This window comes from Streptomyces sp. NPDC092045, assembly GCF_044756005.1.
Classification (GTDB): Bacteria; Actinomycetota; Actinomycetes; order Streptomycetales; family Streptomycetaceae; genus Streptomyces.
Window position 1 is genome coordinate 621681 of record NZ_JBIVSC010000002.1, and the last position, 23046, is coordinate 644726.

At 73.2% G+C, this 23046-nt stretch carries 15 protein-coding genes and 1 pseudogene; 1 reads left to right on the forward strand and 15 read right to left on the reverse strand.

Annotation, left to right across the window (positions count from 1 at the left end):
- Positions 1 to 4: 4 nt before the first annotated feature.
- Positions 5 to 1111, forward strand: a complete 1107-nt coding sequence (locus ACIQKA_RS09605) for a glycosyltransferase (RefSeq protein WP_383152467.1) — start codon at positions 5 to 7, stop codon at positions 1109 to 1111.
- Between the two features lie 113 nt (positions 1112 to 1224).
- On the opposite strand, the gene galE is transcribed toward ACIQKA_RS09605, so the two are convergent.
- The 15 genes and pseudogenes from galE to ACIQKA_RS09680 all read right to left on the reverse strand — a co-directional run bounded on the left by galE (position 1225) and on the right by ACIQKA_RS09680 (position 22850).
- Positions 1225 to 2211, reverse strand: a complete 987-nt coding sequence (galE, locus tag ACIQKA_RS09610) for a UDP-glucose 4-epimerase GalE (protein WP_383152447.1) — start codon at positions 2209 to 2211, stop codon at positions 1225 to 1227.
- Between the two features lie 15 nt (positions 2212 to 2226).
- Entirely contained in the window at positions 2227 to 3864 is a 1638-nt protein-coding gene (locus ACIQKA_RS09615; RefSeq protein ID WP_383152448.1) for a glycosyltransferase family 2 protein, read from the reverse strand.
- Between the two features lie 139 nt (positions 3865 to 4003).
- Complete coding sequence (gene obgE, locus ACIQKA_RS09620; protein WP_383152449.1) at positions 4004 to 5443, reverse strand: GTPase ObgE; 1440 nt, start codon at positions 5441 to 5443, stop codon at positions 4004 to 4006.
- 106 nt (positions 5444 to 5549) lie between these two features.
- Positions 5550 to 5804, reverse strand: coding sequence for a 50S ribosomal protein L27 (rpmA, locus tag ACIQKA_RS09625; protein ID WP_010041940.1), 255 nt, complete (start codon positions 5802 to 5804; stop codon positions 5550 to 5552).
- Between the two features lie 13 nt (positions 5805 to 5817).
- A complete protein-coding gene (gene rplU / locus ACIQKA_RS09630) occupies positions 5818 to 6138 on the reverse strand; it encodes a 50S ribosomal protein L21 (RefSeq protein ID WP_018487143.1) in 321 nt (106 codons plus the stop codon).
- Between the two features lie 1290 nt (positions 6139 to 7428).
- Positions 7429 to 10308, reverse strand: a pseudogene (locus ACIQKA_RS09635) (Rne/Rng family ribonuclease); the annotation flags it as partial.
- A 233-nt stretch (positions 10309 to 10541) separates the two neighbouring features.
- The gene (locus tag ACIQKA_RS09640; RefSeq protein ID WP_383152450.1) at positions 10542 to 11333 is read right to left on the reverse strand and encodes a TIGR03936 family radical SAM-associated protein; all 792 of its coding nucleotides are present in this window, start codon (positions 11331 to 11333) and stop codon (positions 10542 to 10544) included.
- 123 nt (positions 11334 to 11456) lie between these two features.
- Positions 11457 to 12929, reverse strand: a complete 1473-nt coding sequence (locus tag ACIQKA_RS09645) for a hypothetical protein (RefSeq protein WP_402540561.1) — start codon at positions 12927 to 12929, stop codon at positions 11457 to 11459.
- Between the two features lie 65 nt (positions 12930 to 12994).
- Positions 12995 to 14923: a TIGR03960 family B12-binding radical SAM protein gene (locus ACIQKA_RS09650; RefSeq protein WP_383152452.1), complete on the reverse strand. Its 1929-nt coding sequence runs from the start codon at positions 14921 to 14923 to the stop codon at positions 12995 to 12997.
- Positions 14924 to 15009: 86 nt separating this feature from the next.
- A complete protein-coding gene (locus ACIQKA_RS09655) occupies positions 15010 to 16518 on the reverse strand; it encodes a CHAD domain-containing protein (RefSeq protein WP_402540562.1) in 1509 nt (502 codons plus the stop codon).
- Positions 16519 to 16594: 76 nt separating this feature from the next.
- Complete coding sequence (rodA, locus tag ACIQKA_RS09660) at positions 16595 to 17794, reverse strand: rod shape-determining protein RodA (RefSeq protein WP_383152454.1); 1200 nt, start codon at positions 17792 to 17794, stop codon at positions 16595 to 16597.
- 4 nt (positions 17795 to 17798) lie between these two features.
- Entirely contained in the window at positions 17799 to 20039 is a 2241-nt protein-coding gene (gene mrdA / locus ACIQKA_RS09665; protein ID WP_383152455.1) for a penicillin-binding protein 2, read from the reverse strand.
- Between the two features lie 19 nt (positions 20040 to 20058).
- Positions 20059 to 20727, reverse strand: coding sequence for a rod shape-determining protein MreD (gene mreD / locus ACIQKA_RS09670; RefSeq protein WP_383152456.1), 669 nt, complete (start codon positions 20725 to 20727; stop codon positions 20059 to 20061).
- Positions 20724 to 21719 (reverse strand): rod shape-determining protein MreC, encoded by a 996-nt coding sequence (gene mreC, locus ACIQKA_RS09675; RefSeq protein ID WP_383152457.1) that lies wholly within the window; start codon positions 21717 to 21719, stop codon positions 20724 to 20726. Before mreC ends, mreD begins: the two co-directional genes overlap by 4 nt.
- Before the next feature lie 111 nt (positions 21720 to 21830).
- Positions 21831 to 22850 (reverse strand): rod shape-determining protein, encoded by a 1020-nt coding sequence (locus ACIQKA_RS09680; RefSeq protein ID WP_125656626.1) that lies wholly within the window; start codon positions 22848 to 22850, stop codon positions 21831 to 21833.
- Positions 22851 to 23046 lie beyond the last annotated feature (196 nt).

Here is a 23046-nt window from a genome sequence, read left to right on the forward strand (position 1 = left end):
CGAGATGGGCGGTGTGACCACCTGGACGCACCAGATGGCCCGTGAGTTCGCCTCCCGCGGCCACCGGCTCCACGTCATCGGCATCACCCCCGCCCCGGCCGGACGGCAGCACGAGTTCCCGGACCCGCTGCCGTACGACACCACCACGCTGTACGACGCGCACCCGCCGCAGGTGAAGCCGCTGCGCGGCCTCAAGGGCAGGCTCAACGCGGCGGAGCGGCGGCGGCACGCCGCCCGTGCCGCCGGGATGCGGGAGCGCGCGGACCGGATGTCGGCGCTCTTCGCCGCCGCCCGGCCCGGCGCGGTCGTGATCGTGACCCAGGTGTGGGCGATGGAGTGGGTGGCGCTCGCCGACACCAAGGGGCTCCTGGTGATCGGCATGAGCCACGAGTCGTACGAGGCGAGCGCCGCGTCCTCCCGGCTCGCCCGGGTGAAGCGCCACTACCGGGACGTCGACCGGCTCCTCGCCCTCACCCCGGGCGACGCGGACCAGTTGATCCGCGCCGGCATGGACAACGTCGGCCACATGCCGAACGCCCTGCCGTTCATGCCGCCGGCCCCGGTGCCGCGCGAGGAGAAGGTCGTGGTCTCCGTCGGCCGCCTCTCGCACGAGAAGGGCGTCGACATGCTGCTCGACGCCTGGGCCGAGATCGCCCCCCGCCACCCCGACTGGAAGCTGCGGATCTACGGCGCCGGCGACGAGGAGCCGGCCCTGCGGCGGCAGACCACCGAGCTGGGCCTCGACGGGTCCGTGGAGTGGATGGGCCGTACCAACGACGTGCTCGGGGCGCTCGCCGGCGCCTCGGTGTTCGCGCAGGCGTCCCGTGCCGAGGGCTTCCCGATCACCCTCCTGGAGGCGATGGCGGCGGGCGTGCCCTGCGCCGCGTTCGACTGCGCGCCGGGCGTCCGGGAGATCATCCGGGACGGCGAGGACGGGCTGCTCGCGCGGCTCGGCAACGCGGCGGAGCTGGGCGGGCACATCAGCGCGCTGATCTCCGACAAGGAGCTGCGCGACCGGATGGGCGACGCGGCCTTCGAGAACGTGAAGCGGTACTCGTCCGACGAGATCACCGACCGCTGGGAGGCGCTGTTCGCCTTCCTGGAGCGCTGACGGACGGACCGCGACGCGGGACCCGTCGTACGGGAAAGGGCCGGGGAGGCGACTCCCCGGCCCTTTTCCTTACGTCCCCCGCAAAGCGTCTTTCCCGTGCGTTCCGTACGGCGTCAGACCGCGGCGGCGCGGCGGGCGACCCAGCCGGCCCAGGCCGACTCGATCATGTCGCGCACGTCGTGGCGGGCCTTCCAGCCCAGCTCGGCGGCGATGCGGTCGGCGGAGGCCACGACCCGGGCGGGGTCGCCGGGACGGCGCGGGGTGACGAGGGGCTCGGTCGTGTGACCGGTGATCTCGTTGATCAGCGCCACCATCTCGGTGACGGAGACGCCCTCGCCGCGGCCGATGTTGACGGTCAGGTCGCGCGGTGCGCCCGCGTCGGCCCACTCCGCGAGCTTGCGCGCGGCGACGAGGTGCGCGTCGGCCAGGTCCTCGACGTGGATGTAGTCGCGGACGCAGGTGCCGTCGGGGGTGTCGTAGTCGTCGCCGAAGATCCGCGGGGCCTCCCCCGCGTCCAGGCGCTCGAAGACCATCGGGACCAGGTTGAAGACCCCGGTGTCCGCCAGCTCGGGGGTCGCCGCGCCGGCCACGTTGAAGTAGCGCAGGCAGGCCGTGGAGATGCCGTGGGCGGCGCCCGCCGCGCGGACCAGCCACTCGCCCGCCAGCTTCGTCTCGCCGTACGGGCTCAGCGGCAGGCAGGGGGTCTCCTCGGTGACGAGGTCGACGTCCGGCATGCCGTAGACGGAGGCGGAGGAGGAGAAGAGGAAGTTGCGCACCCCGGCGGCGGCGACGGCCTCCAGGAGGACCGTGAGGCCGATGACGTTCTCGCGGTAGTAGTGCAGCGGCAGTTCGACGGACTCGCCGACCTGCTTCTTGGCGGCCAGGTGGACGACGCCGGTCACGCCGTGCTCGGCGATCGTGCGGTCCAGGACCTCGCGGTCGAGCGTCGAACCGACCACCAGCGGGACGCCCTCCGGCACCCGCGCCTCGTAGCCCGTGGAGAGGTCGTCGAGGACGACGACCCGCTCGCCCGCCTGCGTCATGGCGCGGACCACGTGCGAGCCGATGTATCCGGCACCACCGGTGATCAGATAAGTCATAACGCCCAAAACCTTTCACTGAGAACTGCGGACGAACCGGCGGAACCGGGCCCTGACCACCCGGAAGCCGTCCCGGGCACCGGACACCATCCGTACCGCCAGCGAACCGTTCGCCGTGGTGTACTGCTGCACCAGGAGTACACCGTACCGGCTGCTCGGAAGCACCGATCGCCGCTGGGTTCCGGTCACCGGGCGGAGCGCCGTGGTGTACGACTCGCCGTTCGCGCAGGCGACCGTGACGGTGAAGTCCCAGAGCTGGACGCCCCGGCGGCCGAGCCGCCGGCCGGCGCCGACCAGCCGGTTGAGCCGGACCGGGGCGCGGCCCGTCCAGTGGGGCTCCGTCCCGTCCTCGCCGGTCCCGGCCCGCAGGTCGACCCGTTCGGTGTGGACGGGGCCGGTCCCGCCGCGCGGCAGGAAGGCGACCTCGGCGGTGCGGGGGACCGCCTCGGCGAGCCGTCCGTACAGGTCCCGCGCCGTGAGGGTCAAATCGCCGGGACGCAGGACGGCGTCGACGACGAGCGGCAGTTCGTCGAGCGGCAGCCGGTCCATGCCGTCGAGGCGGGCCTCCGGCAGCTCCTCGGACCAGACGGCGTCGGCGCGGGTGCCGGCGTGGGGCGCGAGCAGCCGGGGCGGCCGGGCGCACAGCCGGGACAGCCGGAGCAGGTCGCACGGCTCCTTCGCGGCCAGCAGGAAGCGCGCGGCCCAGCGGGCGGGAGCGGCGGCGGCGGCGATCTCCGGCTCCCGGAAGCCGGCCAGGTGCTCGCGGGTGACCTCCCACCACTCGGCGCGGTGGCCGGCGTCGCGCAGCCGCAGGTCCCTGGCGTACATCCGCAGGTCGTGTTCGAGGAACTTGGTGCGGCAGGCGGCGGCGAGGTCCGTCCGTCCCGCCTCGGCGAAGGTCTCGACGGCCGCGCCGTGGGCAGCGGTCCGGGACCGCCAGTTGGAGACGTCCTCCCGGTCGAGGGAGATCGACAGCCGGGCGGCGGCCCGGCGGACGTGCCAGACGTAGACGGTGTCGGGGACCACGGCGACGCGGGGAACGGCCGCGTACACGCGGGCGGTGAAGAGGAAGTCCTCGTAGACGAACCGGCCGTCGGGGAAGCGGATGCCGTGCGCGTCGAGGAAGGCCCGGTCGTAGACCTTGTTGACGCAGAGGGTGTCGTGGACGAGGGGGCGCAGCTCCTCGGGCGTCTCCAGGACGGCCGGTTCCCGGTAGAGGCCGGGCTGCCAGCGCACGTCCCGGCCCTCGGGGAGCTCGCGGCGGACGCAGACGCCGACGGCGACGGGGGCCCGGTGCCGTTCCGCGGCGGCGACCAGGGCGTCGGCGGCGCCGGGCGGCAGGACGTCGTCGCTGTCGAGGAACATGACGTACGGGGCGGTGGCGGCGGCCATGCCGTCGTTGCGCGGGGTGCCGCAGCCGCCGCTGTTCTCCGTGCGGCGCACCACCCGCAGCCGGGGGTGCCGGGCCGCCAGCTCGTCGAGCACCCGCACCGTGCCGTCGTCGGAGCGGTCGTCGACCGCCACGACCTCGGCCACCACGGGTCCTTGTTCGAGCGCGGACCTGACGGCCTCGCCGACCAGCTCCTCGTCGTTGTAGGCGATGACGACGACGCTGAGCCTGCCTGCGGTCTCTGGCGGGGGAACAGTACTCACGGTCAGGATCCTACGGGAGCCCCGGTGTCCGCCCGCCGGGCGGCCGAAGGGACTCCGGACTCCGCCGGGACGCGTCCGGAACGCCCCGCCCGGCGGGCGGACGGCGCTGCTTTCCGGACGCGCCCCGGCCGGAGACGCTTTAGAACGGGTCGAACTCGTCGAACTCGCGCTGCGGGTCGGCGCGCTCCGCGTCCCGGTCCCGGCGGCGCTGGGCCGCCGGACGCGGGGCCTCCAGGCGGTGGTCCTCGCCACGGCGGCCGAGCATCTCGGCGCCGGCCATCATGCTGGGCTCCCAGTCGAAGACGACCGCGTTCTCCTCGGGGCCGATCGCGACGCCGTCGCCCGAGCGGGCGCCCGCCTTCATCAGCGCGTCCTCGACGCCGAGGCGGTTGAGGCGGTCGGCCAGGTAGCCCACGGCCTCGTCGTTGTTGAAGTCGGTCTGGCGGACCCAGCGCTCCGGCTTCTCGCCGCGCACCCGGTACACCTCCTCGGCCTCGTCGTACGTGACGGTGAAGCCGGTCTCGTCCACGGCCTTCGGGCGGATGACGATCCGGGTCGCCTCCTCCTTCGGCTTGGCCGCGCGCGCCTCGGCCACGATGCCGGCGAGGGCGAAGGAGAGCTCCTTCAGACCGGTGCGGGCCACGGCGGAGACCTCGAACACCTGGTAGCCGCGCTCCTCCAGGTCGGGGCGGATCATGTCCGCGAGGTCCTGGCCGTCCGGGATGTCGATCTTGTTGAGGACGACGATCCGGGGCCGGTCCTCCAGGCCGCCGTACTGCCGCAGCTCCTCCTCGATGATGTCGAGGTCGGAGACCGGGTCGCGGTCGGACTCCAGGGTGGCCGTGTCCAGGACGTGGACGAGGACCGAGCAGCGCTCCACGTGGCGGAGGAACTCCAGGCCCAGGCCGCGGCCCTGGCTCGCGCCCGGGATCAGGCCGGGGACGTCGGCGATGGTGTAGACGGTCGAACCGGCCGTGACGACGCCCAGGTTCGGGACGAGCGTGGTGAAGGGGTAGTCCGCGATCTTCGGCTTGGCGGCCGACAGCACCGAGATCAGCGAGGACTTGCCGGCGCTCGGGTAGCCGACGAGGGCCACGTCGGCGACGGTCTTGAGCTCCAGGACGACGTCCCGGGCCTCGCCGGGCTCGCCGAGGAGCGCGAAGCCGGGGGCCTTGCGGCGCGCGGAGGACAGCGCCGCGTTGCCGAGGCCGCCGCGGCCGCCCTGGCCCGCGACGAAGGTGGTGCCCTGGCCGACCAGGTCCGCGAGGACGTTGCCCTGCTTGTCGAGGACGACGGTGCCGTCGGGCACGGTCAGGACCAGGTCCTGGCCGTCCTTGCCGGAGCGGTTGTCGCCGGCGCCGGGCTGGCCGTTGGTGGCCTTGCGGTGCGGGGAGTGGTGGTAGTCGAGGAGGGTGGTGACCGCCTGGTCGACGACCAGGATCACGTCGCCGCCGCGGCCGCCGTTGCCGCCGTCGGGCCCGCCGAGCGGCTTGAACTTCTCGCGATGGACGGAGGCGCAGCCGTGGCCTCCGTTACCCGCGGCGACGTGCAGCTCGACGCGGTCCACGAAGGTGGTCATGGTGGTGCCTCCATTTATTACGTACGGAATGTCTATCTAGTAACACGCGAAAGGCGGACCCGCTTCCCCTGTCGGGAAGTGAGGTCCGCCTCCGCGAAAGATCCGATCAGGCGACCGGAACGATGTTCACGACCTTGCGGCCACGGTGGGTGCCGAACTGCACCGAACCGGCCTGCAGGGCGAACAGCGTGTCGTCGCCGCCACGGCCGACGCCCGCACCGGGGTGGAAGTGGGTGCCGCGCTGGCGGACCAGGATCTCACCCGCGTTGACGACCTGACCGCCGAAGCGCTTCACGCCGAGCCGCTGGGCATTCGAGTCGCGCCCGTTCCGGGTGGACGATGCGCCCTTCTTGTGTGCCATGTCTCAGTCCCTCTTACTTCGCAGCCGCGGGGATACCGGTGACCTTGATCGCCGTGTACTGCTGGCGGTGACCCTGGCGACGGCGGTAGCCGGTCTTGTTCTTGTAGCGCAGGATGTCGATCTTGGCGCCCTTGTGGTGGTCCACGACCTCGGCCGTGACCTTGATGCCGTCCAGGACCCACGGGTCGCTGGTCACGGCGTCGCCGTCGACAACGAGCAGGGTCGAGAGCTCGACCGTGTCGCCAACCTTGGCAGTGGAAATCTTGTCAACCTCAACGATGTCGCCGACAGCAACCTTGTGCTGGCGACCACCGCTGCGCACGATGGCGTACACGCGGATCTCTCTCTCACTCGGGATCGAAGCCTCTGAAGCCAGCCGCTCACACGGGCCCGGGGGCCCGCGGCGTTCCGGAATCGGACGAGCGGCCTCTCCCGGCGAACGGGAGGGAGGTGCTCAGAGGCGCGACGCGCCGACAGACGCGCCGACGGTCTAGGTTACGGGCGGCCGACACGGGGGGTCAAATTCGCCCGGGCGGCACGGGCCGCCCCGACTCCTGCGCGGAGCGGGGCGGCCCGTGCCCGCCGGTCAGTCCTGGGCCGGGGCGGAGGTCTTCTCCGCCGCCTTCTTGGCCGGGGCCTTCTTGGCGGTCGTCTTCTTCGCCGCGGTCTTCTTGGTCGCCGCCGTCTTCTTGGTGGCGGCCTTCTTGGCCGTGGTCTTCTTCGCCGCGGTCTTGCGCGCCGCCGTCTTCTTGGCGGGGGCGGGCTCGGCCTCGGCGGCCCCGGGCTCCTCGTCGGCCGGAGCCGCGGCGACCACCACGACGGCGGCCTCCTCGGCGCCCGCGGGCGAACCGGCGGGAGCGGTGGCCTTGCGGACCACCCGGCGGCGGGCGCGCGGCGGGGCGGCCGCGGGGGCCTCCTCGACGACGGCCTCGGCAGCGGGCTCCGGGGCGGGCTCCTCGGCCACGACGGGCTCCGGCGCCGGCTCCACCACGGCCTCGGTCGCGGTCTCCACGACGGTGACCGGCTCGGCCGGCTCCGTGGTCGAGACGACCGGCGAGGTCACCCGGCGGGTGGCACGGCGACGGCCGCGCGGGGCCGGGGCGGCGGGCTCCTCGACCACGGCCTCGGTCACGGGGGCCGTCTCCGCCGCGGGCGCGGGCTCGACGGTCTCGGGACCGGCGGCCGGCTCGGCGACGGGCTCGGCCACGACGGCCTCCGTCACGGTCTCGACGACCGGGGCCGGGGCGACCGGCGTCGGAGCGACGGGCGTCGAGGCGACCGGGGCGGTCACCCGGCGGGTCGCCCGACGGCGGCCCCGGCCGCGCGCGGCGGCCGCCTCCGCCTCGGCGACGGAGCCGTACAGCTCCTCGTCCGGGGCGATCGGCACCGGCACGGCCACCGGGGCGGCCACCTCCGCCGCGACCTCGGCCTCGGTCTCGGCCTCCTGCTCCTCGGCGCCGGTCTCCACCGCCTCGGCGTGCTCGTGCTCGTGGGCGTGCCCGTCCCCGCCGCGGCCGCGCTTCTTCGCGCGCTTGCCGCCGCCACCGCCGCCGGAGGTGGTCGGCTGCTCCATGTGGACGATGACGCCGCGCCCGTTGCAGTGGACGCAGGTCTCGGAGAAGGACTCCAGGAGGCCCTGGCCGACCCGCTTGCGGGTCATCTGGACCAGGCCGAGCGAGGTGACCTCGGCCACCTGGTGCTTGGTCCGGTCCCGGCCCAGGCACTCCAGGAGGCGGCGCAGCACCAGGTCGCGGTTGGACTCCAGGACCATGTCGATGAAGTCGATGACGACGATGCCGCCCAGGTCGCGCAGGCGCAGCTGCCGCACGATCTCCTCGGCCGCCTCCAGGTTGTTCCTGGTGACGGTCTCCTCCAGGTTGCCGCCCTGGCCGGTGAACTTGCCGGTGTTGACGTCGACGACGATCATCGCCTCGGTCTTGTCGATCACCAGCGAGCCGCCGGACGGCAGCCAGACCTTGCGGTCGAGCGCCTTCATCAGCTGCTCGTCGATCCGGTACGTCGCGAAGACGTCGACCTCGCTCGTCCACTTGGACAGGCGGTCGGTCAGGTCCGGGGCGACGTGGCCGACGTACCCGTGGATGGTCTCCCACGCGTCGTCGCCGCTGACGATGACCTTGGAGAAGTCCTCGTTGAAGATGTCGCGGACGACCCGGACGGTCATGTCCGGCTCGCCGTAGAGCAGCGTCGGGGCGTTGCCGCTCTTCGCCTTCTTCTGGATGTCCTCCCACTGCGCCTGGAGCCGCTCGACGTCGCGGCGCAGCTCGTCCTCGCTCGCGCCCTCGGCGGCGGTGCGCACGATGACGCCCGCGTCCTCGGGGACGATCTTCTTGAGGATGGTCTTCAGGCGCGCGCGCTCGGTGTCGGGGAGCTTGCGGCTGATGCCGGTCATCGAGCCCTCGGGCACGTACACGAGGTAGCGGCCGGGCAGGGAGACCTGGCTGGTCAGACGGGCGCCCTTGTGGCCGATCGGGTCCTTCGTGACCTGCACGAGGACCGACTGGCCGGACTTGAGGGCGGTCTCGATGCGGCGCGGGCCGTGACCCATGCCGAGCGCCTCGAAGTTGACCTCGCCGGCGTACAGGACGGCGTTGCGGCCCTTGCCGATGTCGACGAAGGCGGCCTCCATGGACGGCAGGACGTTCTGGACCTTGCCCAGGTAGACGTTGCCGACGTACGAGGTGGCCTGCTCCTTGTTGACGTAGTGCTCGACGAGCACGTTGTCTTCCAGGACGCCGATCTGGGTGCGCTCGCCGTTCTGGCGGACGACCATGACGCGCTCGACGGCCTCGCGGCGGGCGAGGAACTCGGCCTCGGTGATGATCGGGACGCGGCGGCGGCCCTGCTCGCGGCCTTCGCGGCGGCGCTGCTTCTTGGCCTCCAGACGGGTCGAGCCCTTGATGGACTGGACCTCGTCGGCGCCGGTGCCGGGCTCGGCCTTCTCGCGGGCCGGGCGGGGCTCGCGGACCTTGACGACCGTGCGGACGCCCTCCTCCTCGCCCGCCTCGGCCTCGGCGGCGGCGTCCCCGCTGCGACGGCGGCGGCGACGGCGACGGCGGGAGCTGCTGGAGCCTCCGGCGAAGCCCTCGGAGTCCTCGGACTCCTCGTCGCCGTCCTCGGACTCGTCGGACTCGTCCTCGGCGTGCGGTTCCTCGCCCTCCTCGGTCTCCTCGACCTCGGCGAGCTCACCGCGACGGCGGCGGCGGCCGCCGCGGCGACGGCGGCGGGAGGGACGGTCCTCGTACTCGTCCGTCTCCTCGGACTCCTCCGCCTCCTCGGCCTCGTCGGCGGCGGCCTCGACCTCGGGCTCGTCGGCGACGGTGGCCGGGACGGGCTCGACGGCGACGGGCTCGCCACGGCGGCGGCGACGGCGGCGGGAGCCGGACTCGGCCCGCTCGGCGGTCTCCTCGGGCGCGGCGGCCTCGACCGTCTCGTCGACCTCGACGGTCTCGTCGGCCTCCTCGGCCTCCGGCTCCGCGGGCGTGACGGCGGCAGCGGCGGCGGCCGTCTCCGGGGTCTGGAACATCGGCTCGGCGAACACCGGGGCCTGGAAGACGGCGACGGCCGGGCGCGCGGCGCGGCGCGGCTCGCGGGCCGGGGCGGGCTCGGAGGTGAACTGCGGCGAGGTGACGCGGCGGCGGCCGCGGCCGCGCGTGGCCGCGGTCTCGGCGGCGGCGACCTCGGCCTCGTCGGCGGCGATCTGCGCGACGGCGGCCTCGGGCAGCGACTCTCCGGCGGCGGGCGCCTCGGCGGCCTGCGGGGCGGCGGCCTGCTCGGACGCGGGCGCGGCCTCGGGGGAGGCGGTCCTGCGGGTGGCGCGGCGGCGGGTGCGCGGCGCGGGGGCGGCCTCGGGCTCGGCCGGGGCTTCGGCGACGGCCGGCGCGGGGGTCTCGGCGACCGGCGCGGGGGCCTCGGCCGCCTCCGGGGCGGGGGCTCCGGCCGGGGCGGTGGCCTTGCGGGTGGCGCGGCGGCGGGTGCGGGCCGGCGGGACGGCCTCCTCGGCGGTCTCGGGCGCGGTCTCGACGGCCGGCTGCTCGGCGGGCGCGGCGGCCACCGGCTCGGCGGCCCCGGACTCGGCGGTCCCGTCGGCCGGGGCCGGGGAGGTCACCGGCGAGGTGGCCTTGCGGGTGGCGCGGCGGCGGGCCGGGCGCGCCGGAGCGGCCTCGGGGGCCTCCTCGGCGGTCTCGGGCGCGGTCTCCGCGACCGGCTCGGGGTCCTGCGCCGACTCCGGCGTCCCGGCCGTCTCGACGACCGGCGCGGCGGTCTTGCGGGTGGCGCGGCGGCGGGTGCGCGGCGCGGGGGCGGCCTCGGGCTCGGCCGGGGCGGAAGCCGCGACGGGCTCCGGCGTGTCGGCTGCCGGGGCCTCGGTGGTCTCGGCGGCCTCGCCCGTCACCGGCGGGCCGGCGGGGCGGGAAGCGGCGCGGCGCCTGCGGCGCGGCGGCAGCTTGTCACCGGGGGCGTTGGTGTCTTCGTTGGACTCGGGCATGCGGGGTTCTCCCGTCACGCTCCCGGGCGCCGCGCCTTGTTCCGGTCCGGCGGCACGGTCGCGCCTGTGGCGCGGTGCCGCCGTCCGGGGCGCGGGCGCCGCACGGGAGCTGTATGTCTGGCTCGCCGGTTCCGTACGCCCTGTGCGGACGGCCTGGCGAAAGTCTCCTGGTCAGTGCGCGGCCCGACCCAGGTGGCTCCCGAGTACCAGGGCTGCGCTGCGACGACCGCTCCCTACGCGGTGTCCGTACCCGGCGCCGTCGCCGGGGCGGTCGCGGCGGCCGTGGGTGAAGCGGCCGTGACTGCCTCGCGGTCGGGCGCGAGCGGGTCGGTCACCGTGCCGGACTCCTCGTCGAAGAGCCCCTGCGCCAGCCTGGTCACCGCGGCGGGGACCGGCGGCGCCAGGTCGGCCACGGCTCGGAGACCGGACAGGACGTCGTCGGGTCGTACGGCAGGTGTCACGTGCCGAACAACCAGCCGCAGTATCGCACAGGCGCTGTCCAGCGGCCCATCTTCCCGGGGGTCGCCCTGGGGACGGACGGTCGTCAGCTCGGTGACCGCGGAACGGGTGTCGAAGGTGCGGACGCCGTTCTTGGTCTTGCGCTGTACTTCCACGGTCTCGGCCGCGAGAAACGCCTCGACGGCCTTCTCCGCCGCCTCGGGGGCGACGCCGTCGAGGCGCAGCTCCCAGACGGAGGCGGTGAGCCGGTCGGCGAGGCCCGAGGTCCGGGCCTCGACCGCGTCGGTGACGTCGAGGCCCGCCGGGAGGGACTCGTCGAGCAGGGCCCGCAGGGTCTCCGGGTCGCGCGTCTCGGTGAGGGCGATCTCCAGGTACTCGGCCTCGGAGCCGGTACCGGTCGGGGCGGCGTTGGCGTACGACACCTTGGGGTGGGGGGTGAAGCCGGCCGAGTACGCCATGGGCACCTCGGCGCGGCGCAGGGCGCGCTCGAAGGCGCGCTGGAAGTCGCGGTGGCTGGTGAACCGGAGGCGGCCGCGCTTGGTGTAGCGCAGTCGGATGCGCTGCACCGCCGGTGCGGGCGGCGGGCCTTCGGGCTGTCGCTTGCCCAGTGGTTCTTCTCCTCGTTGCGGGGCGGCGCGGGCGTGCGCCGTCCACGAGATGTGCGGGTCGCTTCGGGGGGTCCGCCCGGTTCACCCCCGCTTCCGCGGGGAGATCTCGGGGGCGGGCACCGCGCCGGAGACGTTCGTTGTACTACCCAGAGTACGCGCACGGGCGGCCTGCGGTTCCCGGGGCTCGACCGGCCGGGCCGCGCCGGCGAGGGCGCGCCAGGCGTCCCGGCGGGCCTCCCGGACGGTGGCGCGGGCCGAGGCGAGCGCGTCCTTCGCGGCGCGTCCCGCCTCGGCGGCGATCCTGCGGGCCGGGGCCCGGACGCCGTCGCGGACCCACCGCCCGGCGGGCCGGACGAGGGACGCCCACATGTGGGCGAGGGGCCGCGCGACGAGGTTCCGCCCGCACCGCCGAAGACCGTGCCAGGCCCGTGCTGCGGGCCGTGCGACCAGGTTCCGGCCGCACCACTTGAGCCCCTGCCAAGCCAGGACCGAGGGCCGTGCGACCAGGTTCCGACCGCACCACTTGAGCCCCTGCCAGATCAGAACCAGGGGGCGTCCGAGCAGGTTCCACGCGAGCCGCTTCAGACCCCGGCCGACGGCCCGCGACACGAACCCGGCGACCCGCCAGCACAGGGCGAGCGCGTCCCGCGCCTCCCGGGCGACGGGCACGAGGACCCGGCTCCAGAGCCAGACGGCGGGGACGGCGATCCCGTACCGGACGACGGGCACGACCGCGTACCGCCAGAGCCCGGCCCACGGCCGCACGAACACCGCCCGGCCGAGCCGGGGAAGGAGCCACCGGAACGCCCGCCCCAGGCGCTGGGCCAGGGGAGTGAGCACGTGGCGGTCCAGCAGGACGGCGGGAACGGCGATCCCGTACCGGAGGAAGGGGATCAGGACGTACCGGAAGAGCGCGGCGAGGGGGACGAACAGGAGCTTCTCCAGGAGGAGGAAGCAGCCGGTGCCGAGCGGGGCGAGGCCCCGGCGGTGGAGCCAGACGGCGGGAACGGCGATCCCGTACCGGGCGACCGGCACGACCGCGTACCGCCACAGCCCGACCCACGGCCACACGCACACCGCCCGGAGCAGCCGCGCCAGACCCCGGCCGGCCCGGGGCAGCAGCCACCCGAGCCCCTCCCCCGCCGCCGCGAGGCCCCGGAACAGTCCCCGGCCGGTCGGCCGCAGGAGCGTGCGGCACAGCCACACGGCCGGGACGGCGATCCCGTACCGCGCGACCGGCACGACCGCGTACCGCCACAGCCCGACCCACGGCCACACGCACACCGCCCGGAGCAGCCGTCCGGCCCCGGTCGCGAGCGCCCGGCCCGCCGGGGCGAGGAACGAGCGGTACAGCCGCCGCGCCGGGCGGGACACCGCGTGCTCGAAGAGCCGTGCCAGGCCGCGGCCCGCCGGGCGGAGCAGGGCGCGGTCGAGGAGGCGGCCCGTGGCGGTGAGGACGTCCCAGGCCATGCGGACCGGCAGGACGGCCACGAGCACGACGATCCGGACCGGGACGCGGATCAGCGCGGGTGGCGTCGGGTGTTCCGTGCTCATGCCGAACATGACGCGACGGCCCGGCGGAGGGTTCACCCCTCGCGCCGGGCCGTCGCCCGGGTGACCTACTTGACGACCGTCAGCGGCAGCAGCTTCTTGCCGGTGGGGCCGATCTGGATGTGCGTGTCCATCTGGGGGCACACGCCGCAGTCGAAGCACGGCGTCCAGCGGCAGTCCTCGACCTCGGTCTCGTCGAGGGCGTCCTGCCAGTCCTCCCAGAGCCAGTCCTTGTCGAGACCGGAGTCCAGGTGGTCCCAGGGCAGGACCTCCTCGTAGGTGCGCTCGCGGGTGGTGTACCAGGCGACGTCCACGCCGTACGCGGGCAGCGTCTTCTCGGCGCACGCCATCCAGCGGTCGTACGAGAAGTGCTCGCGCCAGCCGTCGAAGCGGCCGCCGTCCTCGTACACCGCGCGGATGACCGCGCCGATGCGGCGGTCGCCGCGCGAGAGGAGGCCCTCGACGATGCCGGGCTTGCCGTCGTGGTAGCGGAAGCCGATCGAGCGCCCGTACTTCTTGTCGCCGCGGATCTTGTCGCGGAGCTTGCGCAGGCGCTCGTCCGTCTCCTCGGCCGAGAGCTGCGGAGCCCACTGGAAGGGGGTGTGCGGCTTGGGCACGAAGCCGCCGATGGAGACCGTGCAGCGGATGTCGTTCTGGCCGGAGACCCTGCGGCCCTCGGCGATCACGTTCATCGCCATGTCGGCGATCTGGAGGACGTCCTCGTCGGTCTCCGTCGGCAGGCCGCACATGAAGTACAGCTTCACCTGGCGCCAGCCGTTGCCGTACGCGGTGGAGACGGTCCGGATCAGGTCCTCCTCCGAGACCATCTTGTTGATGACCTTGCGCATGCGCTCGGAGCCGCCCTCGGGGGCGAAGGTGAGGCCGGAGCGGCGTCCGTTCCTGGTCAGCTCGTTGGCCAGGTCGACGTTGAAGGCGTCCACGCGGGTCGAGGGGAGGGACAGGCCCACCTTGTCCTCGGTGTAGCGGTCCGCGAGGCCCTTGGCGATCTCGCCGATCTCGGTGTGGTCCGCGGAGGAGAGGGAGAGGAGGCCGACCTCCTCGAAGCCCGTCGCCTTGAGGCCCTTCTCGACCATCTCGCCGATGCCGGTGATGCTTCGCTCCCGCACGGGGCGCGTGATCATGCCGGCCTGGCAGAAGCGGCAGCCGCGGGTGCAGCCGCGGAAGATCTCGACGGACATGCGCTCGTGGACGGTCTCCGCGAGCGGGACGAGGGGCTGCTTGGGGTAGGGCCACTCGTCGAGGTCCATGACGGTGTGCTTGGAGACCCGCCACGGCACGCCGGACCGGTTGGGCACGACGCGGCCGATGCGCCCGTCCGGGAGGTACTCGACGTCGTAGAAGCGCGGGACGTAGATGTTGCCGGTCCTCGCGAGGCGGAAGAGGAGCTCTTCGCGGCCGCCCGGCCTGCCCTCCGCCTTCCAGGCGCGGATGATCGCGGTCATGTCGAGGACGGCCTGCTCGCCGTCGCCGATGACCGCCGCGTCGATGAACTCCGCGATCGGCTCGGGGTTGAAGGCGGCGTGGCCCCCGGCGAGCACGACGGGGTGGTCGACGGTCCGGTCCTTCGCCTCCAGCGGGATGCCGGCGAGGTCGAGCGCGGTGAGCATGTTGGTGTAGCCCAGCTCCGTGGAGAAGGACAGGCCGAACACGTCGAAGGCGCCCACGGGGCGGTGGCTGTCGACCGTGAACTGCGGGACCTCGTGCTCGCGCATCAGCTCTTCGAGGTCCGGCCACACGCTGTAGGTGCGCTCGGCGAGGACGCCCTCGCGTTCGTTGAGCACCTCGTAGAGGATCATGACGCCCTGGTTGGGCAGGCCGACCTCGTACGCGTCCGGGTACATCAGCGCCCAGCGGACGTCGCACTCGTCCCAGGGCTTGACCGTGGAGTTCAGCTCTCCGCCGACGTACTGGATCGGCTTCTGCACGTGCGGGAGCAGGGCTTCGAGCTGCGGGAAGACAGACTCGGCAGCAGACATCTCGAACCTTCGTGAGCGGGCAGGGGGGCGACTCTCAAGCGTACCCCGGTGCCCGGCGGCCCCGAGCCGCCCCGGAATCCCCGGGCTCAGAGGGGGACGGCCCGTGCCCAGGCCTCCGGCAGCCCGCGCTCGGCCGCGTCCGCCGCCGCCTCCTCCCTGCCGTACAGGAGTCCCCAGGTGAAGGCGGTCTCGCCGGCCGCGTGGGCCCGGGCGGCGAGGTCGCGGAGGGTGGCGCGGGCGACCACGCTGTCCTGGTGCTCGCCGAGCAGGGACTGCACCTTCTTCACCCGCCGGGAGAACTTCTTCGCGGGCTTCCCGAGGGTGGGGCGGGCCGCGTCGGCGGCGTAGCGGGCGCGTTTGGCGGCCTTGCGGGCCTCGTGGAGGGCGAGGTCGCGTTCACGGCCGGGGGCGAGGGAGAGCGCGTGGTCGACGCGGGCGGCGAGCCGGGCGTGGTCCTTGCGGACGGCGCGGGCGAGGACCTTCGCGGCGTCGCGGGAGGCGGCCTCGCGCAGGGGCGGGTCGGCGAGCAGGGCGTCGAGCCGGTCGAGCAGGGCGAGGTACCGGTCGGAGTCGAGGGCGGCGACGGCCTTGCGGCGGGCGTCGCCGGTGCGGGCGGTGTCCCAGACCCGCAGCCGGGCCTTCACCGGGCCGCGGCGCAGGGTCCGGGGCACGTCGCCGAGCCGGGCGCGCAGCCGTTCGGCGAGCACCTCCTGGTCGCGGGCGGCGCCCAGTTCGCCCGCGAGCCACTTGAGTTCGGCGCCGAGGGGGTCGGTGGCGTTCCGGTCGAGGACGGAGCGGTACGTCTTGAGGGCGCTGCGCAGGCGGCGGCAGGCGACGCGGAGCTGGTGCACGGCGTCGGGCAGGTCGCGGCGGACGGCCGGGTCGAGCGCGACGATCGCCTCGGCCTGCTTCCGTACGTAGGCGAGGACGGCGGCTCCGGCGGTGCCGGGCGCGGCGGGCGGCGGGGCGTCGGGGCGGTCGTCGTGGCCATGGTCGTCCGGGGCGGTCTCCGCGAGGGCCCTGGCCAGTTTGGAGGGGGCGCGGGAGGGTCGGACGCCGGCCTTCCGCAGGCGCTTCTCGACGGCGTCGAGGACGGCGGGGTCCGCGTCGTCGGCGGCCTCGACCTCGATCTCGGTCCAGGAGGCCCGGGGGCCCCGGGGCAGGCGCCGGGCGCGGACGGTGTCGACGGAGAGTTCGGCGAGGAGGCCGTCGTCGGCGTCGAGGAGGCGGCGGACGTCGCGGGCGGAGCGGAGGCGGACGACGGGGACGACCTCGCCGCCGCGGACGCGGGAGCGCAGGAGGGCCGCGAGGTCGGCGGGGAGGGTGTCGGAGAGCGGGGCCCTGATCTCGTCGCGGACGCCGGCGGCGACGGGGAACTTCAGGTGCCAGCCGGCGTCCGGGCCGCCGGTGCGGCGGCGCAGGGTGATCGAGTCGGCGGCCAGGCGGAGGTCGGGGGTGTCGTGGTAGACGGCGTCGAGTTCCACGACGCCCTCGTCGACGACGGTGGCGACGTCCCGGACCCGGGTGAGGTCCGGGACGTCGGCTCCCGCCGTGGCTTCGTACTTCCGCTCGATCTCGCGCTTCGTCTCGGCCATACCCCTCGTCTAACCGCCCGCGGGCCCGCTTACTCGGCCGGACGGGCGGAAAGGCCGGTTTCGGACCGGTCCGGGCTCAGGCCGTCATCGGGCGCTGGACGCGGATCGACTGGAGGAGTCCGATCGCCACCCACACCGCGAACATCGACGAGCCGCCGTACGAGACGAACGGCAACGGCAGGCCCGCGACCGGCATGATGCCGAGGGTCATGCCGATGTTCTCGAAGGACTGGAAGGCGAACCAGGCGATGATGCCGGCGGCGACGACCGTGCCGTACAGCTCGGTGGTCTCGCGGGCGATCCGGCAGGCCCGCCAGAGGACGATCCCGAGCAGGACGAGGATGAGGCCGGCGCCGACGAAGCCCAGCTCCTCCCCCGCCACCGTGAACACGAAGTCGGTCTGCTGTTCGGGCACGAACTGGCCGGTGGTCTGGGAGCCCTTGAAGAGTCCGGAGCCGAGGAGGCCGCCGGAACCGATGGCGATGCGGGCCTGGTTGGTGTTGTAGCCGACGCCGGCCGGGTCGAGGTCGGGGTTGGCGAAGGCCGCGAAGCGGTTGATCTGGTACTCGTCGAGCATGCCGAGGGCGGTGACGAGGACCGCGCCGAGGACGCCCGTGCCGATCAGGCCGAGGACCCAGCGGTTGGACGCCCCGGAGGCGAGCAGCACGCCGAGGACGATGACGGCCATCACCATGACCGAGCCGAGGTCGGGCATCAGCATGACGATGCCCATCGGGAGCGCGGCCAGGACCAGGGCCTTGGCGACCGTGCGGTGGTCGGGGTGGAGCTGGTCGCCGGCGTCGACCTTGGCGGCCAGCAGCATCGCCATGATCAGGATGATCGTGATCTTCACGAACTCGCTGGGCTGGAGCGAGAAGCCGCCGCCGATCACGATCCACGCGTGGGCGCCGTTGATGGTGGCGCCGAGCGGGGTGAGGACGGCGAGGATCAGCACGATGGAGATGCCGTAGAGGACCGGGACCGCGCCGCGCAGGGTGCGGTGGCCGAGCCAGACCGTGCCGACCATCAGGGCGAGGCCGATGCCGGTGTTGAGGAGGTGCCGGAAGAGGAAGTAGTACGGGTCGCCCTGGTTGAGCTCGGTGCGGTTGCGGGTGGCGGACCACACGAGCAGCGACCCGATGAAGGAGAGCGCGAGGGCCGACAGGAGCATCGGCCAGTCGAGCCTGCGCAGCACGGAGTCGCGGGCGGTGAGCCGGGCGAGGGTGCCGCGTTCGGGGGCGTAGCGCGAGACGGAGAAGCCGTGGGGTGTGCTCATCGGGTCAGTCCCTCCGCCAGGCGGCGGGCGGGCCCGCGAGTTCCTGCTGGTCCGGCTGCGTCGGATCGGCCCGGTCCGGATCGGGCTGCGTCCCGTCCGGGGTCTTCGGGGGCGCGTTCGGGTCGATCTTCCCGACCTCGGGGTCGTACGGCTTGACCTTCGGCGCGTCGATGGAGCCGTCGGCCTGGATCTTCGGGAGGTCCTTCTGCGGCTGCGGCAGCAGGGCCCGCTTGAGGTCCTGGTTGCCGGCGTCGTCGAGTCCGTACATCGCGTCGTAGATGTTGCGCACGGCGGGGCCGGAGGCGCCGGAGCCCGTACCGCCCTGGGCGATCGTCATGACGATCGAGTAGTCCTTGGTGTACGTGGCGAACCAGGAGGTCGTCTGCTTGCCGTAGACCTCGGCGGTGCCCGTCTTGGCGTGCATCGGGATCCTGTCCTGCGGCCAGCCGCCGAACCTCCAGGCGGCGGTGCCGCGGGTGGCGACTCCCGCGAGGGCGTCCTCTATCAAGGCCTGCGTCTTGGCGTCCATGGGGAGCCTGCCGTGGGACTTGGGCTCGATCTCGGTGACCTTCTTGCCGTCGGGGCTGACGATCGCCTTGCCGACGGTGGGGTTCCAGAGGGTGCCGCCGTTGGCGATGGCGGCGTAGATGGTGACCATCTGGATGGGGGTGACGAGGGTGTCGCCCTGGCCGATGGAGTAGTTGACGGAGTCACCGGCGCGCATCAGGTTGCCTTCGAGGCAGTTCTCGTAGGAGAGCTGCTGGACGTAGGAGCCGCCCTTCTTGCCGATCTTGCACCAGTAGTCCTTGTTGGCCGCCCAGAAGTCCTGCTTCCACTTGCGGTCGGGGACGCGGCCGGTGACCTCGTTGGGGAGGTCGATGCCGGTCTCGGCGCCGAGGCCGAACTGGTGGGCGGTCTTGTAGAACCAGTCGTTGGCGTTCTTCTTCGGCTTCATGCCGCCGTCCTTCTGCCACTGCTGGTGGGAGAGGGCGTAGTAGACGGTGTCGCAGGAGACTTCGAGGGCCTGGCCGAGGGTGATGGAGCCGTGGCCCTGGGACTCGAAGTTCTTGAAGACCTGGTTGCCGATGGAGTACGAGGAGGGGCAGGGGTAGCGCCCGTTGAAGTCGTATCCGGCGTTGACGGCGGCGGTGGTCGGGATGACCTTGAAGATGGAGCCGGGGGCGGCCTGGCCCTGGATGGCCCGGTTGAGGAGCGGGAAGTTGGAGTTCTTGCCGGTGAGGGCCGCGTAGTCCTTGGCGGAGATGCCGCCGACCCAGGCGTTGGGGTCGTAGTCGGGCTGGGAGGCCATGGCGACGATCCGGCCGGTCTTGTTCTCCATGACGACGACGGCGCCGGCGTCGGCCTTGTAGTTCTCGTTGGTGTTCTTGTCGAAGGTCTTGCGGGCCTCGACCATCGCGTTGTGCAGCTCCCACTCGGCGACCGCCTGGACGCGGGCGTCGATGGAGGTGACGACGTTGGAGCCGGGGATCGGCGGGTCGTTCTCGGCCTGGCCGATGACGCGGCCGAGGTTGTCGACCTCGTAGCGGGTGACGCCGGCCTTGCCGCGCAGCTCCTTGTCGTAGGTGCGCTCCAGGCCGGAGCGGCCGACCTGGTCGGAGCGGAGGAACGGCGAGTCGGTGTCCTTGGCCTTCTCGATCTCGGCGTCGGTGACGGGCGAGAGGTAGCCGAGCACCTGGGAGGTGCGGGCCTTGCCGGGGGCCGGGTAGCGGCGGACGGCGGTGGGCTCGGCGGTGATGCCGGGGAAGTCCTCGGCGCGCTCGCGGATCTGGAGGGCCTGCTGGGTGGTGGCCTCGTCGGTGACGGGGATCGGCTGGTAGGGCGAGCCGTTCCAGCAGGGCTTGGGCGTCTTGGAGTCGCAGAGCCGGACCTTGTTGACGACGTCCTCGGGCTTCATGTCGAGGACGCCGGCGAGCCGGGTGAGGACGGTCCTGCCCTTGTCCTTCATCTTCATCAGCTCGGTGCGCGAGGCGGAGACCACGAGCCGGGTCTCGTTGTCGGCGAGCGGGACGCCCCGGGCGTCGAGGAGGGAGCCGCGGACGGCGGGCTGGACGACCTGCTGGACGTGGTTGTTCTTGGCCTCGTCCGTGTACTCCTTGCCGTTGCGGATCTGGAGGTACCAGAGCCGGCCCCCCAGGGTGAGGAGCAGGGAGAAGACGAGGATCTGGATGACGACGAGCCGGATCTGGACCCGGGGGGTCCGGCCGGTCTCGGGGATGTTGCTCATGCTGCCGTTGCCCCCTCGGTCACAGTCGCTTGACTCCCTTGATGCGTCCGGCCCGTGAGGCCCGGTTCCTCGCCGCCTTCACGCGCAGTCCGCCGCGCTGGGCGCCGATCCTGAGGCCGGTGCCGGAGGAGAGCCAGCCGGAGGCGACGTCGGTTCCGGCGCCCCCGCCGGCGTCGGCGAGCGGATCGTTCTCGGCCCGGCGGGCCAGGGCCATGATGAGCGGCACCGTGAAGGGCGCGAGGAGCAGGTCGTACAGGGCCGCGGTGAACAGCAGGGAGACCAGGCCGACGTGGCGGGCGGCGGTGTCGCCGACGAGGGCGCCGACGCCCGCGTAGAGGAGCGTGGAGCCGACGGCCGCGGCGACCACGACGGCCATGGGGCCGGTCGCGGAGGTGAGCCGGCCGTTCTCCGGGCGGGCCAGGCCGACGAGGTAGCCGACGAGGCAGAGCACGAGGGCGTAGCGGCCGGCGGCGTGGTCGGCGGGCGGGGCGAGGTCGGCGAGGAGGCCGGCGGTGAAGCCGATGAGGGCGCCGCTGACGTGTCCGTAGACGAGGGCGAGGCCGACGACGGTGAGGAGCACGAGGTCGGGGACGGCGCCGGGGAGCTGGAGGCGGGCGAGCACGGAGACCTGGACGACCAGGGCCACCACGATCAGGGCGGCGGAGAGGAGGATGCGGTTGATCTTCACGGTGTCGCGTCCCCCTGGTCCCGGCCCTGGTCCCGGCCGGTCTGGTTCTGGTCCTGGTTCTGTGCCTCTTCCGGCTGTCCGCTGCCCGTCGGTTTCGGCGTGACGGTGACGGTGACGGTCGGCGCCGGCTTGGGCTTCTGCGGCAGGACGGCGTCGCGCGGGTCGGAGCGCGGGGCCTGGACGACGACGCCGACGATGTCGAGCTTGGTGAAGCCGACGTACGGGCGGACGTAGACGTTGCGGGTCAGGCCGCCGCCCGCCGGGTCGACGCGGACGATCTCGCCGACCGGGACGCCGGGCACGAAGGGCTTGTCGGCGCGCGAGCCGAAGGTGACGAGCCGGTCGCCGGCCTTCACCTTGGCCTTGCCGTTGAGGAGCTGGACGCGCAGCGGGCTGTCGCCCTGGCCGGTGGCGAAGCCGAGTTCGTCGCTCTTCTCCATGCGGGTGCCGACGGTGAAGTCGGGGTCGTTGGCGAGGAGGACGGTGGAGGTGGAGGGGCCGACGGTGGTGACGCGGCCGACGAGTCCGGAGCCGTTGAGCACCGTCATGTCCCGCTGGATGCCGTCGCGGGCGCCGACGTCGATGGTGACGGTCCAGGAGAAGCCCTGGGCCGCTCCTATGGCGATGACCTGGGCGCCCTTGATGCCGTACTGGCCGGCTCCGGCGGTCTTGAGCAGGGTGTCGAGCTCGTTCAGCCGGTTGCGGTTGCGGTCGTCGCTGCCGAGCTTCGCCTTGAGCTCGGCGTTCTCCTTCTCCAGGGCGGCGATCCGGGTGTGCCGCTCGCCGGAGTCCCGTACCGCCCCTATGGCGTTGCCGACGGGGTCGACGGCGGCGGCCACACCGTTCTCGACCGGCCCGAAGACCGCCGCCGCGGCCCGCCGGGCACCGTCGACGGGTGACTCCTGGCCGCCGCGGATGTCCACCGTGATCAGCGCGAACGCGATGGCGATCAGCAGTACCAGGAGCAGCCGGCTCTCTCGTGTGTCCCTCACGTGCGGCGGCCGTGCCTTTCCTCGTGGTTCGTCTGTTCCGTTGTGCGTGGTGCGAGTGGGTGTGCGGGGGGTCGGTGCGGTAGTTCTACCGCACCGGCCCGGTCCGCGGTGCTAGCGGCGCGGCTGCGCGTCGAGGACCTGCTGGAGGGCCTCGAACTCCTCCACGCACTTGCCGGAGCCGAGCGCCACCGAGTCCAGCGGGTCCTCGGCGATGTGGATCGGCATGCCGGTCTCGCGGCGGAGCCGCTCGTCGAGGCCGCGCAGCAGGGCGCCGCCACCGGTGAGAACGATGCCGCGGTCCATGACGTCACCGGAGAGCTCCGGCGGGCACTTGTCGAGGGTGGTCTTCACCGCGTCGACGATCGCGTTGACCGGCTCCTCGATGGCCTTGCGGACCTCGGCGGCGGAGATGACCACGGTCTTGGGCAGACCGGAGACGAGGTCGCGGCCGCGGATCTCGGTGTGCTCGTCCTTCTCCAGGTCGTAGGCGGAGCCGATGGTGATCTTGATCTGTTCGGCCGTGCGCTCGCCGAGGAGGAGCGAGTACTCCTTCTTGATGTGCTGGATGATCGCGTTGTCCAGCTCGTCGCCGGCGACCCGGATGGACTGTGCCGTGACGATTCCGCCGAGGGAGATGACGGCGACCTCGGTGGTGCCGCCGCCGATGTCGACGACCATGTTGCCGGTGGCCTCGTGGACGGGGAGGCCCGAGCCGATGGCCGCCGCCATGGGCTCCTCGATGATGTGCACCTGGCGGGCGCCGGCCTGGGTCGAGGCCTCGATGACGGCGCGGCGCTCCACTCCGGTGATGCCGGAGGGCACGCAGACGACGACCCGGGGGCGGGCCAGGTAGCGGCGCTTGTGGATCTTGAGGATGAAGTAGCGGAGCATCCGCTCGGTGATCTCGAAGTCGGCGATCACGCCGTCCTTGAGCGGGCGCACGGCGACGATGTTGCCGGGGGTCCGGCCGATCATCTTCTTCGCCTCGGCGCCGACCGCGAGGATGCCGCCGGTGTTGGTGTTGATGGCGACGACGGACGGCTCGTTCAGAACGATGCCTCGACCCCTGACGTACACCAGCGTGTTGGCGGTCCCGAGGTCGACAGCCATGTCACGGCCGATGAACGACATTGAGTTCCCCTTGATTTCCCATGGCTGAGAGTGGTGCGGCGTGGAGTTTTCCATCGTAGTGCTGCCCGCCCGGATGCCGCGCGGTGGTCCACCTCTGTACAGGTGACGGCAGGATGCGGCGATCCGTTCCCGGGATTGTCGTTCATATGCCTGGGGGCGACCGAAATTCCTTCGGTCGCCCCACCGCGCTGGTGCG

Coding starts and splice junctions, on each gene's coding strand:
- ACIQKA_RS09605 (WP_383152467.1), top strand. CDS start 5: ATGGGCGGTGTGACCACCTGGACGCACCAGATGGCCCGTGAGTTCGCC.
- galE (WP_383152447.1), bottom strand. CDS start 2,211: ATGACTTATCTGATCACCGGTGGTGCCGGATACATCGGCTCGCACGTG.
- obgE (WP_383152449.1), bottom strand. CDS start 5,443: ATGACCACCTTCGTGGACCGCGTCGAGCTGCACGTCGCCGCGGGTAAC.
- rpmA (WP_010041940.1), bottom strand. CDS start 5,804: ATGGCACACAAGAAGGGCGCATCGTCCACCCGGAACGGGCGCGACTCG.
- ACIQKA_RS09645 (WP_402540561.1), bottom strand. CDS start 12,929: ATGAGCACGGAACACCCGACGCCACCCGCGCTGATCCGCGTCCCGGTC.
- ACIQKA_RS09650 (WP_383152452.1), bottom strand. CDS start 14,923: ATGTCTGCTGCCGAGTCTGTCTTCCCGCAGCTCGAAGCCCTGCTCCCG.
- ACIQKA_RS09655 (WP_402540562.1), bottom strand. CDS start 16,518: ATGGCCGAGACGAAGCGCGAGATCGAGCGGAAGTACGAAGCCACGGCG.
- rodA (WP_383152454.1), bottom strand. CDS start 17,794: ATGAGCACACCCCACGGCTTCTCCGTCTCGCGCTACGCCCCCGAACGC.
- mrdA (WP_383152455.1), bottom strand. CDS start 20,039: ATGAGCAACATCCCCGAGACCGGCCGGACCCCCCGGGTCCAGATCCGG.
- ACIQKA_RS09680 (WP_125656626.1), bottom strand. CDS start 22,850: ATGTCGTTCATCGGCCGTGACATGGCTGTCGACCTCGGGACCGCCAAC.